Source organism: Methylomonas sp. MgM2 (assembly GCF_054172045.1).
This window is the reverse complement of sequence record NZ_JBSYXO010000021.1, coordinates 42,726-66,252: the sequence shown is the minus strand read 5'-3', so window position 1 is coordinate 66,252 and position 23,527 is coordinate 42,726. Positions and strand designations below refer to the sequence as shown.

General features: G+C 51.9%; 15 protein-coding genes. 8 read left to right on the top strand and 7 right to left on the bottom strand.

Annotation, left to right across the window (positions count from 1 at the left end; genetic code table 11):
• Positions 1-343: 343 nt before the first annotated feature.
• The 3 genes from ACW73I_RS15555 to ACW73I_RS15545 form a co-directional block, all read right to left on the bottom strand.
• Entirely contained in the window at positions 344-4,501 is a 4,158-nt protein-coding gene (locus tag ACW73I_RS15555; protein ID WP_458030333.1) for a DUF3570 domain-containing protein, read from the bottom strand.
• Entirely contained in the window at positions 4,488-4,601 is a 114-nt protein-coding gene (locus tag ACW73I_RS15550) for a DUF4266 domain-containing protein (protein WP_458030363.1), read from the bottom strand. Before ACW73I_RS15550 ends, ACW73I_RS15555 begins: the two co-directional genes overlap by 14 nt.
• A 125-nt stretch (positions 4,602-4,726) precedes the next feature.
• Entirely contained in the window at positions 4,727-5,209 is a 483-nt protein-coding gene (locus tag ACW73I_RS15545; protein WP_458030332.1) for a TlpA family protein disulfide reductase, read from the bottom strand.
• A gap of 706 nt (positions 5,210-5,915) precedes the next feature.
• Between ACW73I_RS15545 and ACW73I_RS15540 the strand changes: the two genes are divergently transcribed.
• From ACW73I_RS15540 to ACW73I_RS15530, 3 genes are all read left to right on the top strand, one after another.
• Positions 5,916-6,782 carry a VPLPA-CTERM sorting domain-containing protein gene (locus tag ACW73I_RS15540; protein ID WP_458030331.1) on the top strand — a complete coding sequence of 289 codons (867 nt, stop codon included), beginning with the start codon at positions 5,916-5,918 and terminating at the stop codon, positions 6,780-6,782.
• 363 nt (positions 6,783-7,145) lie between these two features.
• Positions 7,146-9,398 (top strand): cytochrome c peroxidase, encoded by a 2,253-nt coding sequence (locus ACW73I_RS15535; protein ID WP_458030330.1) that lies wholly within the window; start codon positions 7,146-7,148, stop codon positions 9,396-9,398.
• An 86-nt stretch (positions 9,399-9,484) separates the two neighbouring features.
• Positions 9,485-10,222, top strand: a complete 738-nt coding sequence (locus tag ACW73I_RS15530; RefSeq protein WP_458030329.1) for a hypothetical protein — start codon at positions 9,485-9,487, stop codon at positions 10,220-10,222.
• 70 nt (positions 10,223-10,292) lie between these two features.
• On the opposite strand, the gene ACW73I_RS15525 is transcribed toward ACW73I_RS15530, so the two are convergent.
• Positions 10,293-11,264, bottom strand: coding sequence for a 2-hydroxyacid dehydrogenase (locus ACW73I_RS15525; protein ID WP_458030328.1), 972 nt, complete (start codon positions 11,262-11,264; stop codon positions 10,293-10,295).
• Between the two features lie 238 nt (positions 11,265-11,502).
• Here ACW73I_RS15525 and ACW73I_RS15520 point away from each other — a divergent pair, with 238 nt between their 5' ends.
• The 4 genes from ACW73I_RS15520 to ACW73I_RS15505 all read left to right on the top strand — a co-directional run bounded on the left by ACW73I_RS15520 (position 11,503) and on the right by ACW73I_RS15505 (position 15,817).
• Positions 11,503-12,906: an L-lactate MFS transporter gene (locus tag ACW73I_RS15520; RefSeq protein WP_458030327.1), complete on the top strand. Its 1,404-nt coding sequence runs from the start codon at positions 11,503-11,505 to the stop codon at positions 12,904-12,906.
• A complete protein-coding gene (locus ACW73I_RS15515; protein ID WP_458030326.1) occupies positions 12,903-13,031 on the top strand; it encodes an MFS transporter small subunit in 129 nt (42 codons plus the stop codon). The genes ACW73I_RS15520 and ACW73I_RS15515 overlap by 4 nt, the downstream gene beginning before the upstream one ends.
• Positions 13,032-13,116: 85 nt before the next feature.
• Positions 13,117-14,943 (top strand): gamma-glutamyltransferase, encoded by a 1,827-nt coding sequence (ggt, locus tag ACW73I_RS15510; protein WP_458030325.1) that lies wholly within the window; start codon positions 13,117-13,119, stop codon positions 14,941-14,943.
• Between the two features lie 100 nt (positions 14,944-15,043).
• On the top strand, positions 15,044-15,817 hold the full coding sequence (locus tag ACW73I_RS15505; protein WP_458030324.1) for a phytochelatin synthase family protein: 774 nt from the start codon (positions 15,044-15,046) through the stop codon (positions 15,815-15,817).
• 191 nt (positions 15,818-16,008) lie between these two features.
• Here ACW73I_RS15505 and ACW73I_RS15500 read toward each other — a convergent pair whose 3' ends face one another.
• The 3 genes from ACW73I_RS15500 to ACW73I_RS15490 are packed head-to-tail and all read right to left on the bottom strand — an operon-like array spanning position 16,009 to position 21,748.
• Positions 16,009-17,445, bottom strand: coding sequence for an efflux transporter outer membrane subunit (locus tag ACW73I_RS15500; protein ID WP_458030323.1), 1,437 nt, complete (start codon positions 17,443-17,445; stop codon positions 16,009-16,011).
• Positions 17,438-20,575, bottom strand: coding sequence for an efflux RND transporter permease subunit (locus ACW73I_RS15495; protein ID WP_458030322.1), 3,138 nt, complete (start codon positions 20,573-20,575; stop codon positions 17,438-17,440). The genes ACW73I_RS15500 and ACW73I_RS15495 overlap by 8 nt, the downstream gene beginning before the upstream one ends.
• Before the next feature lie 6 nt (positions 20,576-20,581).
• Positions 20,582-21,748: an efflux RND transporter periplasmic adaptor subunit gene (locus ACW73I_RS15490; RefSeq protein ID WP_458030362.1), complete on the bottom strand. Its 1,167-nt coding sequence runs from the start codon at positions 21,746-21,748 to the stop codon at positions 20,582-20,584.
• Between the two features lie 432 nt (positions 21,749-22,180).
• On the opposite strand from ACW73I_RS15490, the gene ACW73I_RS15485 reads away from it, so the two are divergent.
• Entirely contained in the window at positions 22,181-23,524 is a 1,344-nt protein-coding gene (locus ACW73I_RS15485; protein ID WP_458030321.1) for a V-type ATP synthase subunit B, read from the top strand.
• Positions 23,525-23,527: the final 3 nt, after the last annotated feature.

The following is a 23,527-nucleotide window of genomic DNA, read 5'->3' as shown; positions in this document are numbered from 1 at the left end:
ATCTGTACCATTATAAGTCTACCGGATTACTTAAAGGTGTTGGCGATGATTGCAACAAAAATAGGGCAAATCACACAATGGATATGTGATTTGCCGTTACAAAAGTTGTTACGGTGCGAACGCCTAAAGCAAATCGCAGCGTTAGCGGTGTAATCGCGCATAAAGGGCGGCTTGTGTTGTCGGATCCATTTTCAGAGAGGGCAGTGTTGTAATTCTCCCGGCAGGCGGTCGAACAGGTAAAGCCGTTGGTCATCATGGCAGTAGTTCGATCTAACATAGAAGGTGTATGGCTATCTAGTTGGATTGGGAAGTAAACGGCAAATTTTTAGCAAGAAGCGTCGAGTCAGAAGGCAAAGCTCCAGGTAACGGCGAGGGCACCGTCCCGATCTAATTGATATCCGTTGTAATCGGTCGAGACCGGTTGCAACCATTCCACGCTGATATTATGGCCGGAAAACCGACCCTCCGGAATGGAGGCGTTCAAACCAAAGCCTACGTCCCAATATCGTCCGCCATAATTGCTTGGATAGTCGACCGTAGCGCTGACTTCATGATTTTGGTTGGATTGACCGTGGATCCGGTCTTGCCATGTGTAAATACCTCGCACGGAAGCATTAAGCCAGCTAAATAGTTGGTAGCTTCCCCATCCGCTGGCCTGAAATATGTCGCCGTAGGCATAACCATACTTGTTTTTACCTAAGCGTTTGGTACCTCTGAGTTGCGCGCCCCAACTCCAGTTTTCCACTTGACCGGTGTAAGTAATACTAGGGTCTAAATCCCAGGTGCCGCTACCAAGCTGCATTCCGTAATCCTGTAAGACCGCGGTGCCGGGCTCAATTTCAGTGCCGGTCGGGCTTTCCAATTTTCCCGGCGTCAGTTCGATATCGATACTGCCGGTTGGTGCGCTGGCAGCGAGGCCAACGTGGACGTGGTGCTGGTCGACATCCATCACCTTAACCAATGCCGCTATTACCGTATCGCCCAAACCGTTGCTGGTGTGGCTTGCGCCGTCGTGCCCGCCGTATTCGTTTTCCTCGTCTTGATTTCCATAGGGGCGTAGGGCGTTGCTCATATCCATATCCATGCTCATCAATTGCGGCATAATCATCAGATTCAGCCAATCGGTTGGCGCGTACATGAGATTCAGCATATGCATTTGCATATGCATTTTGGTTGGTTTGTATATGCAACCGTTGGGAAATCCGTTACAAGCGTTACTCACCAAAACAGCGTCGCTGACCGGATTGGTGCCGTGCAACATCGAGCCGCTTTGTACTTCATAATCATAACGGTAACCCACCATAATCTCATCGGCTTGATTCATCATATGTCCGTACATGATGCCGGCCGGAACCGGAGCGCCATGATGGTGATGGTGGTGATGGTGGTCATCGGAGTCGCTACCGGACGCAAACTGGCGGGCCGACAGGTCTACACTTAGATTGGCGTGCGCAAGATAATAGTCGAAATCCGCATAATCACCCACTCCGCCACCGCCTAATTTGAGTGAACCCTTATGCGTGATGTATTCGAACCCGGCTTCCAATGTAATGCCTCGCGCGAATTGCTTGGATACCGTGACGCCTCCGCCCAGGTTGCCGAATCCGGACAGACGGAAATCGCTGGAATAGAAACCGTCCGCTCTTGGCGAAAGAAAATACGGCGCGAAAAAATCCGCTTGCGATTGCGAGTAATAACGGATTCCTGGCGTAACGGTCCAGCCGTTTGGCAGCGATTGATACCATTTCAACTCAAAAGTGTGCGAATCGATATTCCAGTCATCGAAATAATAGCGATAGTCGAAATGCACCGCTGCGTCTAGTTGCGGGATGTATTGATTCAGTCGACTGGAGAACGACCATAGATTGCGTTGGCGGGGACGGTTTTCCCTAAACAACTCCGTCCCGACTACTTCCAGATTAGTGATTTTGTCCCAATTGACTTCTTGCGCCGTGGCCAGTTCGTAATATTCCTCCGGGGTGATTTCGCCTCGAACATAGACGAATTTATAAGGATTGCTCAAGTACCCGCTTTGATTGGTGTAATTGGCATCGAAATGGAATACGGTGTTTTTAGAAAAGACATGGGAAATGCCGGTACTAAAGTTTTGAAATGTACTTTCTTCATGTAGCTCTGGGTAATCGGTAGCGCCAAAATGGTCTTGATGATCGTCTCCGTGCGCATGACCGCCGCCGCTGCGTGTAATCGTGTTGCTGGTCATGCCGTAGCCGGCTGACACAGTCGTGAGTTTGTCGTTGAATTCATGGTTGACATTCGCTGAACCGAAATTGGATAAAAAGTCGGGTTCGTCGGATAAACCGCCATTTACGCTCAGGGTGGTGTTATCGAAATAATAACGCGCGGTAAATTGCGGCATAGACCGGGTTTCTTGGGGCTGCACCTGAAAGCGTTGGACGGTTGGCGTTCCGCTGGGAACCATCGCATTAAGAACCTTTGCGTATTGAGCGATAGAGGCTTGCTTCGAACGTTCCGCATCGAGTTGGGTTTGTTCCGTAACGGCCTGGTTGTACGCGTCAGTGGCGGTTTTGATCTGATTATCGTATTGGGCGTTTACGTCGTTCACTTCCACGTTGTACTGCGACTCCAATGCCGCCTTTTGGGTGTCGGCTTTGGTATTTAGGGCCGCAACTTGTTGGTTATAAGTTGCTTGAAGCTGGGTGTCGGCGGTTTCTTTGCCGGCATCCAGTTTCGCAACTTGTGCTTCATAGTCTTTGGTAAGTTGCGCCAATTCCTCTTCGTAACCTGCACTCAGTTCAGCTTTTTTTGTCTCATATTCGGTTTCCAGCTTCTGTAATTCGGAAGCTTCTTGAGTATTGATAGCCGCAATTTGAGAATTATAGTTGTCGGTGATATCGGTTTTTGCCGGGTTGTAAACGGTAAGATCATAGGTTGTCTGATACTGGTTAAGAGCATTGTTCCATGCAGTCTTTGCGGGTGTTATATCGGGGGCGGAAATGACGATGTTGTCCAGTTCTACGCTAAAACTCTTCGCATCCGGCCCCGACAAGGGCGGTGTTTTGGGGTAGCCTTTGTAATGAATCCATACCGCTTCCACATTTTTGAACTGGTCATTCAGTTGCAATGAGCTATTAAAGCCGTTGGCAACGGTTTGATAGGCTATTCTTTCGGCATAATTAGTGCCGTCGCCCTCGGCGAGTCCGGGAACCAGCGCTTGATCGAAACCGAGGATTTCCCAGTAATCATTGGGGCCGGTACCGGGATTAGAGGAAGAGATGGGGGCGAGAAAATCCATGGAATCCAGGCTGAAGGCGTTTTGGCCTTGTACTCTGATGTAAACCCCGCTGGAGTCGTTATGATAATTTAATTTACCGTCGCCGTAATGCAAATGGGCGCCAAGCGCGCTTAGATCCCTGACGATGCCGATCAGGACGTTTTTGTCGGCGTTGGCGGATGCCAGGCCGGTTTGCGAGTAACAGTAATAGCCATTTTGCAGCGAAGCGCCTCTGCAGTTTCCGCTCGGAAAGGGGTTCTCGTTGGCATATCCGTAAAGCGCCGCGGCAGGCGGGTTGTTGAAGTTGATGGTTATGGACGAGTCATTATTGTAAAACTGGATGGGATTATCGGGGGCAACAGGCTCAGGCCCCAGTGTGTTGTTGATGTAATTATTTTGATCTTGAATTTTTTGTTGATTCAGTGAATCAATCGCGGCGTTTTTTTGATTCTCGGCGCTAGAAGTTTGTTGCGCGGCCTCATTCTGAACGTCCGCAATCAATGCATTGTAGGTTTCCTCCAGCAAAGGTAAGTCCGGATTGATATTCGATAACTCTTGGTTATACGTTGCGTCTAATAAGGCTTTGTCCGCATCGTAGGTCGTGTCGATTTGTGTTTGAGACTGATTGTATTGTTGATCGATCGGTGCTTTAAGAGCCGTATATTCCGTATCGATGGCCGTTATATCGGTTTCCAATTCGGCATTTAGAGAGTCAATCGATGCGTTATAGACACTGTCGATTTCGGATTTGCTGTCGTTATAACCGGTAAGAAGTTTGTATTGCTGAACTTCGCTGTCTGCGGCAATAATTTTTTGCGATACGGTGACGCCGTCTAAATAAGATTTAAAATAATTCAAGCCACCTAGAATCGTCAGGCCGGAAGCCGTAACGCCACCGGATGCAGCCGAAACCACATCGACGTACTCGACATCGGTACCGCCTCCAACATAGTACTTCGGCTGGTTTGCCATGCTCTCCGGCATGCTGAAAGCCGGTGTCGCCCCGCTGTAAGTATCCCGGTCCATGCTGAACGCCAATTCCAGTCGGTCGGATAAGGGGATGGTCGCATCGGCGTGATAGATATCCACGCCCATACGGTTGTCGCTTTCCTGATAATGGCCGTAGCTGACATTACCGGTAATCTGAGAGGAAGGAATCGCCGCATTCGCACTTAGGCCGGGTAAGCCGATCGCCGCCGATGTTAATGCCGCTAAGGCTTTGTTTTTGTCGCCGTTAGTTGCAGCCACAGCCCCCTCCTAAACCACTATGTCCCCCTTGAGAGGCCTCCTTACTCTGAAAGACATGGTCTCGGAATCGATTTAAATTGGGTGTGGGGTTGATGCTCATTTCATCTTTGGCGAGATTGCCTCTTTCCCAAGGGGATACGCTGCTGCACCCTTGGGAGATGATTAATAGTGAGGTAATGGCGAATACGCTTAGGCTAGTTCTTAAAGCGCGTGGGTAAAGCTTACTCATTGTGCGATCAAGTCCGCGATCTGATTTTCGATGGCCCCCTTGTCTTCGTCACGAAAACCTAGATGAATGTATCGAATGACGCCGGTTTTATCTATCAGATAAGAGGACGGCATGGCTTTCACGTCGAAAGTCTGAGGGCAAGTTCCGTTAGGATCGAATGTCGTTGGGTACTCAATTGGATTGGAAGTCAAGAATTTTTTGGCTTCGTCGCTATCTTCGTCTACATTGATCGCAAGCACTTCGAAGTTTTGAGCGCGGTATTCGGTATGCAAGCGGTTTAAAAACGGCATGGATTTTTTGCACGGCGGGCACCAAGTGGCCCAGAAATCTACTAATACAACTTGGCCTTTGTGCTTGGAAAGGTCTAGTTCTGTTTGATCGCTGTATTTGGCATCCGGACATTGAGGTGCGGTATCCCCTATGCCGGCGGCCTGAGCTGACGAACTAAAGAAAAGTATGATGGCGATGATGTATTTCATAATGTTGTCATGTTATGTCTGGCATGATAAACCGCATACGGCAAGCAAATAATAGGCCTTGTTTACATAAAATATGTGTGTTTCGGCTGGGACGGGCGATTGTCGAAATTAGATTGTTGTAAATGAAAGAAAAGGCATATTGATAATTTTACAAGAAATGAATTAGTGATTGATGATCCGGAATAAAAAGCCAAGGCAGGTTAAATAAAAATTCGCGGGATTTGCCTCGTACATATACGGTATTTAACATAGATTAATTATGTCAATTAGGATTTTGGGTTATGACCATGGCTTTGCCGAGATAGGTAATTATGGAAATTTGAATATTGGGCGTTAGCTATGAGTGAGCTAAACCCTCGTAGGTACCCGGTTAGTAGTCTGATAACCAAAAGGCTTTAAACGTTATGTGTTTGTATTGCCGATGGTTGTTGTGGAATTAGGATGAAGGCTAGTGTTTTGGTTGTCGGTTTTGATTCAGATGGGGGATAATCATATCGGATATTGGAGGGTCGATATGGTTATTATTTGATCTTGTTTGGCGCATAATTTGCTTGTTGCTAGGGATATTTTTAATCCGCTAGCTTTTCGGACATGAACGGGTTTACAGCAGAGCGTTAGTAACGAGTGGATGTTGAGTGTTATTTAGGGAAACTCTCGATATGGAGAGTGAATTTAGCGTTTCATTTACATTAAGAAGGAGATGTTTATGCAGAAAAACATAATTACCACAGCGGCATTAGCCGCTCTCGCGTCGGTTGGCGGGCAGGCTAGCGCGGCAATGACGCAAACGACAACTTACAACTTGAATGATTTTCCAACTGCCGTGTATGGTGATGCCAATTTGACGCCCACTAGTAGCGGATTGTGCAGCATAGCTGGCGACTTCGGGCCTTGTTACGGTAGTGGCGACGCGGCGCCTCCCGGTGAGCCGGCTTTGAATTCTCCGAACTATGTTGTTATTGGTACGGTAAGAGATTCAAGCAGCGAGGGTGCGCACATTCATAACTTCAGCGACCCACTCGATCCCGCTAATCGTATGATTCATTACCATGCTGACTCGGGCGGAATTTATTTTAGAATGCGCGACCAAAGCGCTTTTAGCTTTTTATCTATGAACATAGCTGCGCCAAGCGCTGGAAATCCGGATCCCAATGGTTACTGGGAAATTCTGGGGTTTAGCGATGCGATTAATGCCGACTTGGTCGGCGGCGACGGCACGAACTATGCCAATAGTGTTGCGTATCAAAGAATAGATCAAGCGACTTTCGATTATTCAAATCCCGCTTCGCCATTCACTTTGAACAGTTCGTTCGGTGATGTGAGTGCAGTTTGGATTCACTACGGTGGTTGGGGTAAGGTTCCTTACGATCCTGACTTGGAAGGTTATTTCGATGAGGATACCGGTGAATTCGTTATTATTAGCGATGGCCCGTTAACAACGCCCGAATTCAATCTTTATGTAGACAACATTACATTATCTACACCGACAGCGGTACCTGTTCCGGCGGCGGCATGGTTGTTTGGTAGCGGCTTGATCGGCCTGATTTCTTTCGGCAGGAAAAAGGTCGCGTAGTATTTCATTAGTGATCGCTATTGAAAAAAGGGCAAGAACGATATGTTCTTGCCCTTTTTTATGCGGACTCTATCGAGCTTTGAGTTGTGAGTGTCGCATCTCAATAAGATGGATATATGGCAAACTGAGGCAAATGCCCTATTTTTTAAGCGGATTTGTGAAAATAAAAGCTTGTTATTTTTATATAACTATCTGTTTTTTTTAAAATAGAACGTGTTGGTTCTTTAATTGCTTCTATGCTTGCCGCAAGTGATCTTTACTTGACGACACTACGATTTCGGTTGACCTGTGTGAGGCATTGATAGAAGGAACGCAATGAGTCTTGGCCGGTTTGAATGGAATAGTTTAACCAGAGGTGAAAAAATGCAATTAAACGGAAAATTATTTATTTTCGGATTTGGGGTGCTTGTTTCCCAAGCCGGGCACGCGCATGGTCCTTTGCCCTTGCCATTGATCGATGTGCCTGTTCCGCCTGTGTCGGGACTTGTGGATGGCCCGGATCCGATCGTCGTAGACAAGCAAAAAGCGATTGCGTTAGGTAAGGCGTTATTTTGGGATCAGGCGATTGGAAGCGATGGAATGGCTTGCGGTTCCTGCCATTTTCATGCTGGCGCCGACGTTAGGACGATAAACCAATTAAGTCCCAGCGGTAAGAGCCAACTGGAAACGGCCAATACGTTTGAAGCCTTGCCTTCTTCCCCGTCGAGCGGCGGGGCCAATTACACGCTGAAAAGCTCGGACTTCCCGACGTTTCAATACGCTGACCCTTTAGATCAAGCTAGCGGCATTACTTTTTCGACGGATGATGCCGTCGCATCTTCGGGTACTTTTACCGGCAATTTTACCGGTGCGTCACGTTTTAGCGGTGACGAAGACCAATGCGAGCGCTCCGCCGATCCCGTATTCAATGTTGGCGGACATGGTACTAGACGCGTGGAACCGCGGAATGCGCCCACGATCATTAACGCGATCTTTAACTACAGGAATTTCTGGGACGGCCGGGCTAATAATATTTTTAATGGCGTCAATGGCTTCGGCGACCGAGACCCGGATGCCGGCGTTTGGGTGAAAAGCGGACGTCGATCCGTTGCCAAACAGAAGTTACATCTGGAAAACTCTTCCTTGGCTTCCCTGGCTTTGGTGCCGCCCTTAAGCGATTTTGAAATGGGGTGCCGGCAACGCACGTGGTCGGACATCGGCCGCAAGATGCTGTTGAGGCAACCTTTGCAGAATCAAAAAGTTCACCACGAGGATAGCGTGTTGGGGCCGTACAGTCTGAGTACTTCAGACGAACAGAAGCCGGGCCTAAATACAACGTACCGGACATTGATTCAACAAGCATTTAACTCTAAATATTGGGCGTACAGCGGAACGGGTCCTTTCGGCGCGCCGGAAGGCCAGACTCCGTATAATCAAATGGAAGCCAACTTTTCCATGTTCTTCGGTTTGGCGATACAGCTTTATGAGGCCACGCTGATATCCGACCAGGCGCCCATTGATTTGTCTCCTCGCGATCCAATTAGCATGCATCCTACGTGGCAGGGTATGGGAAAATCAGCTGAAGAAATCCAGTTGTTGAAGGATGGATTTAATTTCTTCATTAACAATCACTGTAACCTATGCCATTCAGGGCCGGCGCTCACGTCTGCCGCGATATCGACCAATGACATCCTTGTTACGCCGACGTCGCCCACATCGTATTACGGTCCCGGTTCGTTCCGGATCCCTTACGGACCTAATGCACTTGGGCCGGCTAGTGCGGGCGCTGCGATTGGCATTACCGGGCATGGAAATGTCGTTGATCGGGCAAGGACCGCCGGCGGATCCAGATTGCAAGATATGGGATTCGCAACTACCGGTGTGAATGATCCGTTAGCCGATCCCGGGATCAATGCAAACGACGATTATTCCAATCCGCTGTCCTTCGCGGATCAATATGTCCAATATTTGCTTGGTAACAATGAAAATGTTAAAGATCAGGGTGTAACGACAACGCGCAGTTGCGATTTTATCAACCCAATCGCTTTCAATATACCGGCTCCAAGTCAATACACTTTTACATCGCTTGATCAACTTATTATAGACGGGTCACGAGAAGGCGAACTAAGGGATCAAAATTGTTTGGATCCAAATAAAATATATATTCCATCGGTAGCGGCGGCCAACGATGCGTTCGTGAATCAGCCCGCGAAGTTGGCTGTAGCGACGAACGGTAGCTTCAAAATACCGGGTTTACGTAACATTGAACTGACCGGGCCTTATATGCACAACGGTAGCATGGCGACATTGGACCAGGTCGTCGAATTTTACTCTCGACACGGTAACTTCAATAACCCGAATAAGAGCGAATTAGTCGATAACATTTCGCTGAGTATCTCTGCGTATGCGCGCGACGCCGTGGTCGCTCTATTAAAGTCCTTTACCGACGACAGGGTTCGTTACGAAAAAGCCCCGTTCGACCATCCGGAGGTCAATGTGCCGAACGGGCATAACGTTGATCAATCGAATCCACTGAATCCCGATCTAGCGGCCGACGAAACTTTAAATGTGCCGGCAGTCGGTGCCAATGGCAGGGCGGAGCCGTTAAAACCGTTTGAAGACTTTTTGGAGCCGTAGGAGGAGCCAAGACTTTTGAAAGCGTGCCGGCCGCGTGCTTGCCATGGCCGGCATTTTAAGAATGTACTTATGGATTTGATATGAAAATGAATCAGTTTAATAAAAACCTAGTTGCATTGGCGGCAGCTCTGGCTTTTGGCGCTAATGCGAACAATGCGGGGGCCGCCACGACATTCAGCAACGATGTCACGTTAAATTTTTCGATCGCTAACGTAACGGGCAGCGGCGATTTGTCGTCATTGGAAATGGCGGGTTCTTTTATGCGTTCCGGCGACGGATTTCCCTATGTTTTTACCGAAACGACGGGTGACGCGAGCGTCAACGATAATAACCCGGAAATTCCGGAGGCCTTTTCGTCCGTCAATATCGGCGCGTCTTTCGCTCATGGCTTTAATCTGGGAGGAAGCGTTTCCGACGGAACAATCGATTTAAATCAAGTCGCTTGGTATGATCTGGGCATCACGAACAATGGTCCGGACACCTTCGATATAACCTTGGACTTTTCGTACGATCTAACCGCCCAGGTCCAAGGCCAAAACGGTTTTGCGGGTATCGATATCGCCTATTGGGATTGGGATGACGAATCGACTAATTATATGGATTCTGTGGGGGCGTCGACGAGTACGAACTCGACCGGTCACAGCGCGCCAGGACCGATGCAGTTTTCCTTTACGCTTGGGCCGGGCGGATATAAAGGGTTTGGTGTCGACGTTGCGCATACCGCGTATTTGGAAGCGGCACCGGTCCCGTTACCGGCCGCGGCTTGGCCTTTCCTGAGCGGATTGATCGGAATCGCGGCTTTAAGAAAACGTAAACCCGCTTAATACCTAGACCCATCTATCGGTTTACCCGTTGAACCGCGAACGCTTTCAAACGTTCGCGGTTTTTTTTTAATCAAAATACTCTGTCGGGCGGTTCTCGACCGGCAAAATAAGCCGCCAGGTTATCCAACACCTTTTCCCCCATCGCCGTGCGTGTCGCAATCGTCGCGCTGCCTAGATGCGGCAACAGAGATATATTTTCCAAAGTCAAAAAGCCCGGGTCGAGATTGGGTTCGTTTTCATAGACGTCCAAACCTGCGCCGGCGATGCGGTTTTCTCGCAACGCTTCGATGAGCGCCTTGCCATCCACAACGTCGCCGCGGGCCGTGTTGATCAAATGTGCACTGGGTTTCATCAGGTTTATTCGGCTTTCGTCGATCAAATGCCGGGTTTCGGCACCGCCCGGGCAATGCAGAGATACGTAATCGCATTGCGGCAGTAGCTCTTCGATCGTTTCGCAACGGACGGCTTTCAAGTCGGCGACGACTGCCGGGTCCGCCGGTGTCGGTTTGACGTACAGGATTTTCATGCCGAAACCGTGGTGAGCCTTACGAGCCATGGCTTGGGCGATGCGGCCGAAGCCGATCAAACCTAAGCTGGCGCCGGTAACATCGCTACTCATCATTTGCGTCGGACACCATCCCGTCCATTGACCCGAGCGCACCAACCTGTCGCCTTCCGCGCCACGCCTTGCACTCATCAACAACAAGGTCATTGCGATATCGGCAGTGCTTTCGGTCAGCACTCCGGGGGTATTGGTGACGACCAGACCCTGCCGTTCTGCCGCGGCGATGTCGATGTGGTTATAACCCACGCCGAAGTTGCCTAAAATCCGGCAACGTTTGTTCGGCACTTCCAGCACCTCGGCAGGAAGCCTATCGCAAACGGTCGGGCAAACGGCATCGTAATTTTGTAGGGCATGTTTAAATTCGTCAGCCGTGAAAGGGTGGTCGTCAGGGTTGAGCGTGACGTCATAAAGTTGCCGCAACTTTTGTTCTACAGATGCGGGCCAGCGCCGGGTAATCAGAACTTTGGGTTTGGTCATGGTAATTCCTTTTTATGGGAGATTCTGGTAAAGGCTAAAATGTAGGGATGCATTGCGTTGGCTATTCTGACGCAGAGGGGTAAGGAGTGCAAAAGCTTCAGCTTTTGCATAAAAAAGCTAAAGCTTTTTTACTCCTTCCATATAACGCAGCTTTTTTCAGGAACTTATTTCCGACCCTATCCTTAGCTTGTTATAGTTGCGTTTGTTTAATATTTGACGTTAATCATGAGGGAAATTCATGCCGGGCTTTTTTTCCAAATCTCGCATTAGCGCGAGTCCGGGATATAACCGCTGGCTGGCGCCGCCGTCGGCCTTGTCGGTGCATTTGTGCATCGGCCAGGCCTATGCCTTTAGTGTTTTTAATGCGCCCCTGACCCGGGTTCTGGGCGTCACATCGTCGACGGCCGAAGATTGGAAACTGACGACGTTGGGTTGGATTTTCAGTCTGGCCATTGTGTTTTTGGGCTTGTCGGCAGCCTTCGGCGGCAAATGGCTGGAGAAAGTCGGGCCGCGTCTGACCATGTTCGTCGCCGCCTGCTGCTTCGGCGGCGGCTTCTGGATCGCGGCCTTGGGGGTTTATTTACACGAGATTTGGTTGCTCTATTTGGGCTATGGCGTCATCGGCGGCATAGGGCTGGGATTGGGTTACGTGTCGCCGGTTTCCACCTTGATCAAATGGTTTCCCGACCGGCGCGGTATGGCGACCGGCATGGCCATCATGGGTTTCGGCGGCGGCGCGATGATAGGAGCGCCGTTGTCGGTCTGGCTGATGGATTACTTTAAATCGGCCGCATCGGTCGGCGTGATGGAAACCTTTTTGGTAATGGGGGGGATATATTTTGTGTCCATGCTGATAGGGGCGTTGACCATCCGGATTCCGCCGCCGGATTGGCAACCGGAAGGCTGGAGGCCTCCTGAAGTCGGAAACAAAATGATCACCCAAAACCACGTGCATATCGACCAGGCCTTGAAGACACCGCAGTTTTATTTGCTGTGGCTGGTGTTGTGTCTGAACGTGACCGCCGGTATAGGCGTATTGGGTCAGGCCTCGGTGATGATACAGGAGATGTTTAAAGGCAGCGCGACGCCGGCTGCCGCGGCAGGCTTTGTCGGCTTGTTGAGTTTGTTCAACATGGGAGGGCGTTTTTTTTGGTCTTCCGCATCGGATTATTTGGGGCGTAAAAATACCTATTTTGTGTTTTTCGTGTTGGGTGCGGTTCTGTATTCACTGGTACCCGGCATGGGACGAATCGGCAATATCGCGTTATTCGTGCTGCTGTACGCGGTTATCATGAGCATGTACGGCGGCGGTTTCGCGACGATACCGGCTTATCTGGCCGACATCTTCGGCACCCGTTACGTCGGCGGCATACACGGGCGTTTACTGACGGCCTGGTCCACCGCAGGGGTATTAGGGCCGGTATTGGTCAATTACATTCGCGAATTCCAAATCGAACAGGGTATTGCCAAGGCCGAGGCCTATAATGTGACGATGTACATCATGGCCGGCATTTTGGTGTTGGGTTTTATTTGCAATTTATTGATCAAGCCGGTGCATGAAAAACATCATATGAAGCACGATGAATTCGACGAATTGGATGGCGCCTTTCCGCGAAAGGCCGCTCCGGATGGAGGGCAATGATGAGTCAAGCTCGAGATAAAAAGACGCCGCTCTGGCTGCTGGCGCTGTTTTGGTGTTACGTGGCCTTGCCGTTGGCCTGGGGTGTCACTCAAACCCTGAAAAAAGCCCTGGCTTTGTTCGATTAAGGTTTTACGGTCTGCCGGTTTCCGGATAAATAACAGGCACCGGCGATAATCTTCATCACCGGGGCATTAATCGGCAAAGATCAACATGCGTACGGCTTACACACTACCTTGCGTTCTGCTTCTGATCGTTTCGATAATCGGTTTAGCCGCTTGCGCCGATCACTCGCGACAATCGGAGGATATCTCGCAGCCGGCGTCCGGCGGTTTTTTCGGACTGCACCAATGGGAACTACAGCAGGGGCGTTCGGCCGGCGTTTACGGCTCAGGCGGTATGATTTCAACGACGGACCGAATAGCGGCCGAAGTCGGCATAGAAATGTTGCGGCGCGGGGGGAATGCGATTGATGCGGCGGTTGCGGTCCAGTTTGCCTTGGCGGTGGTCAACCCGGAGGCCGGCAATATCGGCGGAGGCGGATTCATGCTGCTCAGGATGGCCGACGGTGCTACCGCCGCACTCGACTTTCGTGAGAAAGCGCCGCTGAAAGCGACGCGCGATATGTATGTCACGGGTGATGGGGCCGCGGCCAAGGCCGGTATCATCGGCGCGCTTGCCGCCGGCGTGCCCGGCTCCGTCGCCGGCATGTGGGAGGCTCATCAACGATTCGGGCTAAGGCCTTGGGCGGAATTGCTGCAGCCGGCCGCAAACTTGGCCGAAGGCATCGTCGTACATGACCGCTTGGCGCGATCGTTGCAAAGTCACGAATCGGTATTGCGGAAGAACGCGGAAGCCTCAAATGCCTTTCTGGTCAACGGTCAAGCGCTTCGGGTTGGCGACCGGCTCGAACAAAAACGGCTTGCGGAAACGTTGCTACGGATTAAACGGTACGGAAAAGACGGTTTCTATCGAGGACGAACGGCTGAGTTGATCGTATCGGAAATGCGCCGCGGTAACGGCATCATTAGTCTGGACGATCTTGCTCGATACCGGGCGGTTTGGCGGAAACCCGTCGCATTTCGATACCGCGATCATACCGTGATCACGATGCCGCCGCCGTCTTCCGGCGGCGCTACGATGGCCGAGATTCTGAACATACTGGAAGGATACGATATTCGCTCGATGGGCTATCACTCTGCCGAACACATTCATTATTGGACCGAAGCCGTAAAAAGGGCTTTTGCCGACCGCAACGCCTATCTGGCCGATCCGGATTTTGCGGAACAGCCCACCGACCGGATGATTTCGGATGCTTACGCCTCAGAAAGGCGCAAGCGTATTCGTGCCGGCAGCCCTACGCCCTCGGAACAAATCCGTCCCGGCCTCGGACCGACCGATGCGGCTGATCCGGCAATATCGCCCCGGCAGCAGCACACCACCCATTATTCTATCGTCGATAAACAAGGTAACGCCGTCGCCGTGACCACGACACTCAATTCCTTATACGGAAGCGGGGTGATGGTCAAAGGGGCTGGTTTTCTGCTGAATAATGAAATGGACGACTTCACGACAGACCCGGGCAAACCCAATCAATTCGGCTTGGTGCAAGGCAATCGCAATGCCATCGCACCGGAAAAGCGCATGCTTTCGTCGATGTCTCCCACCATCATGCTCGGTCCGGCAGGAGACTTGGAGCTGGTCACGGGTTCTCCCGGCGGTCCGACCATAATCACAACCGTGGTTCAGCTTATCTCGGATATCGTTGATTTCGAGATGAATCTATTTCAAGCTACGGTGGCACCGCGCTTACATCATCAACAACTGCCCGACGTACTGCATTATGAAACGGGCGGAGTGCGTCCGGAGGTATTGGCTCGATTGAACGCTTTGGGTTATAAAACCGAAGCTTGGCCGATGTTTCAAGGCGAAACGCAATCGATTATGCGCCTGCCCGATGGGAGACTATACGGTATGGCCGATCCTCGCGGCGGCGGGGCCGCGTTGAGCGATGCGGTCATGAAAGGCAGTTTTCGATGACGAACATGAATGATCTAATTTTCAGCGATGCGTTGAATCAAGGCTCTAGCATGCCTGTTCGAAGACCGGAGTCGCATTCACTCAACTAATGGATCGTGCCATGAAATTATCAATTGGAAGTAAGACAAGCGATCGCTACTGCAAAAGCCTGGCCGTCGTTTTTATGGCCTTGCTTCTCGCCGCTTGTTCATCCGTCAACCGGTCCGTCGAATCCGGTCAAAACCAAGTTTCATACCAACCTGCCGGCCGGCAAGCGGTCGAATTAAGTTCGCCTGAGGGCGAAAAAAGATTGTACGAAAGTCAGGCCCGTACGGACTTCTTGCCCCTGAGCATGCGTTTTGAAACCCAGCAAAATCCGGCCTATTGCGGTGTTGCCAGCATGGCGATGGTATTGAACGCGAGTCGAATTACCGCGCCGACCGTACCGGAATTTAAAGGCTATCCGCTGTTTACTCAGGACAATGTATTCAATGAGCGGACGGACCGGGTCGTCAGGGTCGAAACCGTACTGCGACAGGGACTGACGCTGGAACAATTGAGTCAGTTGTTGGCGGCCCATGGCTTGAAGACGAAAGCGATCCATGCCGGAGAAGTCGGCCCCGAGCAATTTCGAGCACTAGCCGTCAAGAATTTGACCGAACCGGATAATTTTGTTGTCGTCAACTACCTGCGTAAGGCCATCGGACAGCAAAGCGGCGGTCATATTTCGCCATTGGCCGCGTATCATGCAGCCAGCGACAGCTTTTTAATCCTGGACGTATCACGCTACAAATACCCGCCGGTCTGGGTCGACGCCGAATTGTTATGGAAGGCTATGAACACGATAGATCAAACTTCCGGAAAAACGCGGGGTTTGGTTTTGATCGATCAATGACAGTGGCGTTGAGTGGATTTAAGCGACGGCTGGCGTGATGAGCCGGTAGCGGCTCGATGCGTAAAGCGGTTTCGGCCTGTTTTTATAAGCTTCGGATTGAATATGGCCTTTGCTTCCCGCTTACGCCGTGGCCGTGGCGGAAATTTGGAACGCTCGCCTGCATTTATCCCGGCGAGCGCTCTATGCGAATTTTATGGGAATAGGGATGCCGGGCTAGGCTCCGGAACCTGCGCTTTTTCTTCGGCCGCGACGATCCAGCCGCCACCCATCGCGCGGTACAGTTGAATGAGCGAGGTCAAGGTTTCGCTACGTGCGTTTAGCAAGTCGATTTGGCCCTCGTAATTTTGCCTCAGCGAATCCAGAACGGTGAGGTAGTCGGCGTAACCTTCGTCATAACGTACCCGCGACAAGCGCAAATAATTATCCAGCGCCGCTACCCGTTCTGCTTGCGCTGTTCGGCGTTCCTTGGATTTGATGCTGGCGACCAAGCCATCCTCGAACTCGCGAAACGCGGACAAAATCGCTTTCTGGTAAGCGGCTAACGCGCCTCGTTGAGCGGCTTCCGCGGTTTGCACTTGTCCCGCGATTTGACCGGCAGTGAAGATAGGTCCTAACACGCGCGCGCCGATGGTCCAAAAGTTGGCCCCCGGCGTAAACAGTGCGGCCATTTCCAGACTGGCTTGCCCGACATCTCCGGTAAGCCGGACTTTGGGAAAGTATTCTCCCCGTGCAACACCGATACGCGCATTGGCTGCAATCAGGTTTTGTTCCGCTTGTTGAATATCCGGGCGCCGGACCAGCAATTCCGACGGCAAGCCGGCGGGGACGGCAGGCGCGGCCATTTCGTCCAAAGTCAGGCCCCGGGCAATGGCCCCGGGCGTTCTGCCAAGCAGAACACTCAAAGCGTGCTCCGTTTGGGCAATTTCCTGCTCATAGAAGGGAATCAGCGCGCGGCGGCGTTCCAATTCCGAATCGGATTGGCTGACTTCCATTTCAGAGGAAAAACCGGCGTCAAACCGTGCCTTGGCTATGCGTTTTTCTTCGATAAGCGCAGCGACGGTATCTCGGGTAATTTGCAAGCTCTGGTCCAGTGTCCTGAGTATGATGTAGGTCTGCGCAACCGTGCTGGCCAAGGTCAGTACCACGGTGTCGCGTACCGCTTCTTGAGCCAATAAATCGGCGGCCGCCGCTTCCTTTGCACGGCGTAACTGTCCCCAGACATCCAGTTCCCAGATCATTACGGCGCCCAAATCGGCGTGATCGGTATCGCTAGCCTTTCCGCTTAAGCCTTTGTCGGCGTTACTCTGTTGCCGGCGTTCGAAACCGCCTAGGCCGAAAATTTGTGGGAATAAGCTTGCCCGGGTAGATCCGTAAACCCCCATGAATTGCTCGACATTGGCGATTGCGACTTTCAAGTCGAGATTGTTCAGCAGGGCCTGTTCAACCAGGCTGTTCAGGACGGGATCGTTGAACTGTTCCCACCAAGGCAGATTGGCCGTGTCTTTAGCATCGTTCACACCGAAGCGCCATTGCTTGGGCGAATCGATTTGCGGTTTTTCGTAATCGGGGCCGACCATGAAGCAGCCTGTCATGGTTAAAGCAAGACTCAAAATCGTCACTTTATTCATGACCTTCTCCTTCAGCCGGCGCCGTTTTGGATTTGGCCGATTTTTCCACGACATAAAACAGTACAGGAATCAAGAATATGGCGATGGTGGTTGCGGCGGTCATGCCGCCGATCACCGCATAGCCCATCACACGCCGGGATAGCGCACCGGCGCCGCTGGCGATCGCCAACGGCACGCAGCCCAGAATGAAGGACAAGGCGGTCATCATGATTGGGCGCAAGCGCAGGCGGGCGGCTTCGATTGCCGCGTCGTACACGCTTTTGCCTTCCTCGACCCCCATTTTGGCGAATTCGACGATCAAAATGGCATTTTTGGCCGCCAGGCCGATCAGCATGACCAAGCCGATTTGAGCGTAGAGATTATTTTCGTATTGGCCTATCAACAAACCGGCAAAGGCGCCGAACACGGCAATCGGCGTGCCCAGCAGCACGCTGAAAGGCAGACTCCAGCTTTCGTAGAGCGCGGCCAGAATCAGGAATACGCAGAATATGGCGAACGCGAATACCGCCGCCGGTGAAACGCCTTGCTGCGCCATTTTTTCCTGGAAGCTCATGCCGATGTAGTCGTAACCCATGTCGGAAGGCATGGTTTCGGCAAAGACTTCTTCCAAAGCGGTCATCGCTTGCGCCGAGCTAAAACCCGGCTTGGGCGTGACATTGATCTGCGCGCTGCGGAACAGGTTATAACGCATGGTGAATTCCGGTCCCTCGGTCTTACGTACGCTGGTCAGCGCGGCAAGCGGTACGGTTTCGCCGGTGTTGTTGCGCACATAAAACTGTCCTAGCGCACTGATGTCCTTACGGAATTCCCCTTCGGCCTGTACATAGGTTTGCCATTGCCGTCCGAAGCGGTTGAAGTAGTTGATGAAACCGGAACCCATGTAAGCCTGCAAGGTTTTGTAGACATCGGACAGTTGCACGCCTTGTTTCAATACTTTGTCTCTGTCGACGTCTACAAATATCTGCGGTACCGACGGTAATGCGGTCGTGAAGACGTTAGCGATTTCCGGCCGCTGTTTGGCGGCCCCGATGAATTTGGCGGTGTTTTCGGCCAAATACGCCACGTCTTTGCCGGCCCTGTCCTCCAGAACCATGGTAACGCCGCCGGACGTGCCCACGCCGGGAATCGCCGGCGGCGGGAAGGCCACGCCGATGGCTTCCGGCAATTTGGCCAGTTCTTTATTCAAATGCGCCTTGATCGCCGTGTATTGTTCTTCCGGTTTGGTACGTTCGGCCCAGTTTTTCAGCGAAATAAAGAAGAAGGTGTTGTAAGTAGTATTGGCCTGGCTGAGCATGTTGTAGCCGATGACCGATGAGTAATATTCCACCCCTGGGGTGTTCTTCAGTATTTCCTCGACCTTGCGGGTGGCCTCGTCCGTCCTTTGCAGTGAAGCGACATTCGGTAGTTGAATGGCGGCGAACAAGTAACCCTGATCTTCATCCGGCAGAAAACCCATGGGCACGATTTTTCCGATACCGCCGGCAACAAAGGTCAAGCTACCCAGAAAAATCATGCTGATCACGGCCTTGCGAATAAGTACCGAGCAAAAACTGACGTAACCTTCGTTGGCAATGCCGAAACGGCGGTTAAAGCCGTCGTAGAATTTTTGCATAGGCCCGGTGCCGCGCACCTTCGGTTTCAATATCAACGCCGCCAGGGCGGGACTGAGCGATAAAGAATTGAAAGTGGAGATCATCACCGATACGCCGACCGTTACCGCGAATTGCTGATAAAGGCTGCCGGTGATGCCGGGGATGAACACGGTCGGCATGAACACGGCGATCAAGGCCAGCGACGTGCCGATGATGGGGCCGGTGACTTCCTGCATCGTCTTTAAGGTGGCTTCCTTGGGGCTCAGGCCTTTCTCGATGTGATGTTCCACCGCCTCCACCACCACGATAGGGTCGTCGACCACCAGGCCGATCGCCAGTACCAGGCCGAATAGCGACAAGGTATTGATCGAAAAGCCCAGCATCGGGAACAGCATGAAGGTACCGATCAGTGAGACCGGAACCGCCAGCAAGGGGATCAGGGTGGGGCGCCAGCCTTGCAGGAACAGGAACACCACCAAAATGACCAGTACCAGCGCTTCGAATAGCGTGTGTACGATTTCATTGATACCCTCGGTTACGGCCAATGTGGTATCCAGCGCTACGACATAATCCAAATCATCGGGGAAGCGGGTTTTCAGTTCCTCCATGGTTTTCTTGGCGCCTTCGGCGGCTTCGATGGCGTTGGTGCCCGGCAGTTGATACAGCGCTACCAGCGCGGCCGGTTTGCCGTTCAAACGGCCGACCATGTCATAGGATTGGGCGCCCAGCTCGATGCGGCCGACGTCTTTGATGCGGACGATGGAACCATCGGGTTCCGCCCGCAACACGATATTGCCGAACTCCTCCTCGGTTTGCAGACGGCCTTGCGCACGCACGGCGTAGGTAAATTCCTGGCCCGGCGGTACCGGTTCGCCGCCGACCTTGCCGGCCGGATTGACCGTGTTTTGCGCCTGTACGGCGTTGATGATTTCGGGAATCGTGATGTCCAGTTTGGCCAATTGATCCGGCTTGACCCATATGCGCATGGCGTATTGGCCCGCGCCGAATACCGAGACGCTGGCGATGCCTTTGACCCGGGTCATCTGATCGTTGATGTTGATGTAAGCGTAGTTGGCCAAAAAGATGTTGTCGTAAGTGCCGTTGGGCGAATACAACGCGAACATGATCAGCGGCGAGGCCGTCGATTTTTGCACGTTCACGCCGAAGTTGCGTACGTCCTGCGGCAGTTGCGATTCGGCTTGGGATTTGCGCATCTGCGCCAATACCTGGTCGGTATTCGGGTCGGTGGAGACGTCGAAATTGACGCGCAAGGTCATCTGGCCGTTGTTGGCGTTGATCGAGTACATGTAGTTCATGTTGTCGACGCCGGACATCTGCTGCTCTATCGGCGTCGCGACCGATTGCTCCACGGTGACGGCATCGGCGCCGGTGTAGGTGGTTTGTACCTGAATCTCGGGCGGGGCGATGTTCGGGAATTGGGCAATCGGCAGTTCCGTCATGGAAACCAGACCGATCATTACCATCAGAATAGCGATGACGATCGCGACGATAGGGCGATTGATGAAAAATTTAGCCATGTGGAACTACCTCGCCGAGGCTGGGGTGGTGTCCGCCCGATACGGCTGCGGATCGACCGTCGAACCGGGCCGAACCTTTTGAATACCCTCGACGATGACGCGTTCACCGGGTTTCAGTCCTTCTTCGATAATCCACAAATCATCTATGGTTTCGGCGACTTTGACCGGCCTCAGCTCCGCCGTATTGTCGGGTTTGACCACCGCCACCATTCGCCTGCCCTGAATTTCGCCGACGGCGCGTTGCGGTACCAGGAGGGCTCCGGGTTTGTATTTGGTAACGGCCCGAACTCTAGCATATTGTCCGGGGCGCAATAGATTATTCGGATTGGGAAATAGAACGGCGACCTGAATGGTGCCGGTCTTGATATTGATTTCGCGGTCGGCAAAGAAAAACTCTCCGGATATCGGATAGGTTGTTCCATCGGCCAAAATCAGTTGAATTGAATTCTTATGCTGATCCATGTCGCCAGGGTCCGTTCGGGCGAAATAAAGATATTGCTGCTCGCTCATCGGGACGTAGGCTTTGATCGGGTCGAGCTGCGAGACGGTGGTCAGTTCCTGCGTGCTGCTTCCTGGACCTACCAGGTCGCCGATTTGAGCTTTCGATATACCGGCGATACCACTGATGGGCGATAGAATCTTGGTAAAGCCTAGTTGCAAGCGCGCGTTTTCAACCTCGGCTTTGGCCGCTATCACGTCCGCTTCGGCGGAGGCATAGTGACCGACCGCATTATCCCGGTCCCTTACGCTAACCGCCTTTTCGGGTAACAATCGTTCCACCCGGTGCAAATCGAGCTGGGCGGTCTTCAAAATAGCCTGTTGCCTTGCCAAGTTGCCGAGTGCCCCGTCTAGGTTCGATTGAAAAACCCGGGGATCGATTTCATACAGCAACTGGCCCTTTTTGACTAAATGCCCCTCTTGATAATTCTGTTTAATCAAATAGCCGGTAACCTGGGGCAGGATCTTCGCGTTGACCATGCCGTCCAGCGTTCCAATCCATTCTTGGTGTATGGGCACATCCTTTTGGATGACCTCGACCACATCAACCTTGGGCGGGGGGGGCGCGGGGGGGGCTTCCGTTTTGTCACATCCAGTCAGCAGACTCGCTAAGAGTACAGAGAGGGTAAAGAGGCTTGTGTTAAGTGAATGATACCTATACGAGTGGAAAGTCATACCGAATTTAGATGCGTTCATGCGTCGTCAGTTGATCCAGGATTTCGAAAAAGTAGGCTAGTCGCGACAACAGACTAGCGGTTTTTCAAATATTAGCCAAGTAAAATGTCTCAGTCTGTTGAGAACAAACTTTTATTCGGACGCGTGTAAAGAAAAAACGGACCGGCAGGGTGTACTTTCCCGTCGAAAAAGGCGCGCTCTGCGTGTCATGTTTCATAATTTTGTCATATTTAATGCGCTTTAATATGCGGCGAATACCCATGTCAAAAGTAGGTGTTACTTGAGTAAGCGAAATATCTTCGAGAAATTGCTTTGGTTTGCTTTGTTGCTTCAACTGGTGAATAATCCGTAACGTTTGACAAAAATGTGCAGTCGGCTAGAAAACGAGGCTATCGCCTCTTGAAGGATCATCATCGAATTGGAGCAACACTTATGAGTCAAATTCAAAATCTTGCCCGCCACACCCGTATTTTAGAAATCGTCGGCGACACGGCCCGAGTCCGCGCCAAAGGCAGAGCGTTCGGCGAGATGGCCGTCGTCGAAAATCCCGATGGCGAAACCTCTCTGGCGAAAGTCGTCGAATTGGATAAAGACATCGCCAGCCTGCAAGTCTTTTCCGGCGGCAAGGGCTTGTCGACCGGTGCCAGCGTTAATTTTCTAGGGCGCGGTTTGGATGTGGTTTATTCGCCTAACATTATGGGTAGAATTTTCCGCGGATCAGGCGAGCCCATCGATGGCGGGCCGGAACTTAGGAACGACCCTCGTATTCCGGTGGCCGGCCCCACCGTCAATCCGGTGATGCGCGTGATGCCGACGCACATGATCGAAACGAAAGTGCCGATGATCGATTTGTTCAATTGCCTGGTCGAAAGCCAGAAAATTCCGATTTTTTCGGTGGCCGGTGAGCCATACAACGAATTGCTGGCGCGCATCGGTTTTCAAGCCAATGCCGATGTATTGGTGTTCGGCGGCATGGGTCTGATTTTCGACGATTACTACTTTTTCCGCACCGCGTTTGAAGAGCATGGCGTGTTTCACCGCACCGTCATGTTCGTCAATCAAGCTTCGGACCCATTGGTCGAGCGTCTGACCATTCCCGATATGGCGTTGGCCGTCGCCGAAAAAATGGCGGTGGAGGAAAACAAGCGGGTTCTGGTGTTGTTGACCGACATGACCGCCTACGCCGACGCCATGAAAGAACTCGGTATCGCCCAGGAGCGTATCCCGGCCGTGCGCGGCTACCTGGGAGATTTGTATACCCAGTTTGCCCAGCGCTATGAAAAGGCCTGTGATTTTAAAGGGGCGGGCTCCATCACCATTTTGACCGCCACCACGATGCCGGGCGACGACGTGACTCACCCGGTGCCGGACAATACCGGCTATATCACCGAGGGCCAGTTCTATTTGCACGACGGCATCATCGACCCATTCGGTTCCTTGTCCAGGCTCAAGCAGCATGTGATCGGCAAGGCCACCCGCGAAGACCACGGACAAATCATGAATACCATGATCCGTTTTTATTCCGGTTCGGTCGAAGCGCAAAAGAAACAAGCGATGGCCTTCGAATTGTCGCCATTCGACGAAAAGTTGTTGAAATTCGGCGGCTTGTTCAAGCAGCGTTTCATGGATATCGGCGTGTCCTTGCCGGTGATCGAGGCTTTGGATTTATGCTGGCAGACCTTGGCGGAATGTTTCGCGCCGGAGGAGCTGCTGATGAAGAAAAATCTGATCGAAAAATATTTTCCACGGCAAGCCGCGCAAACGAATTCGGAGTAATCC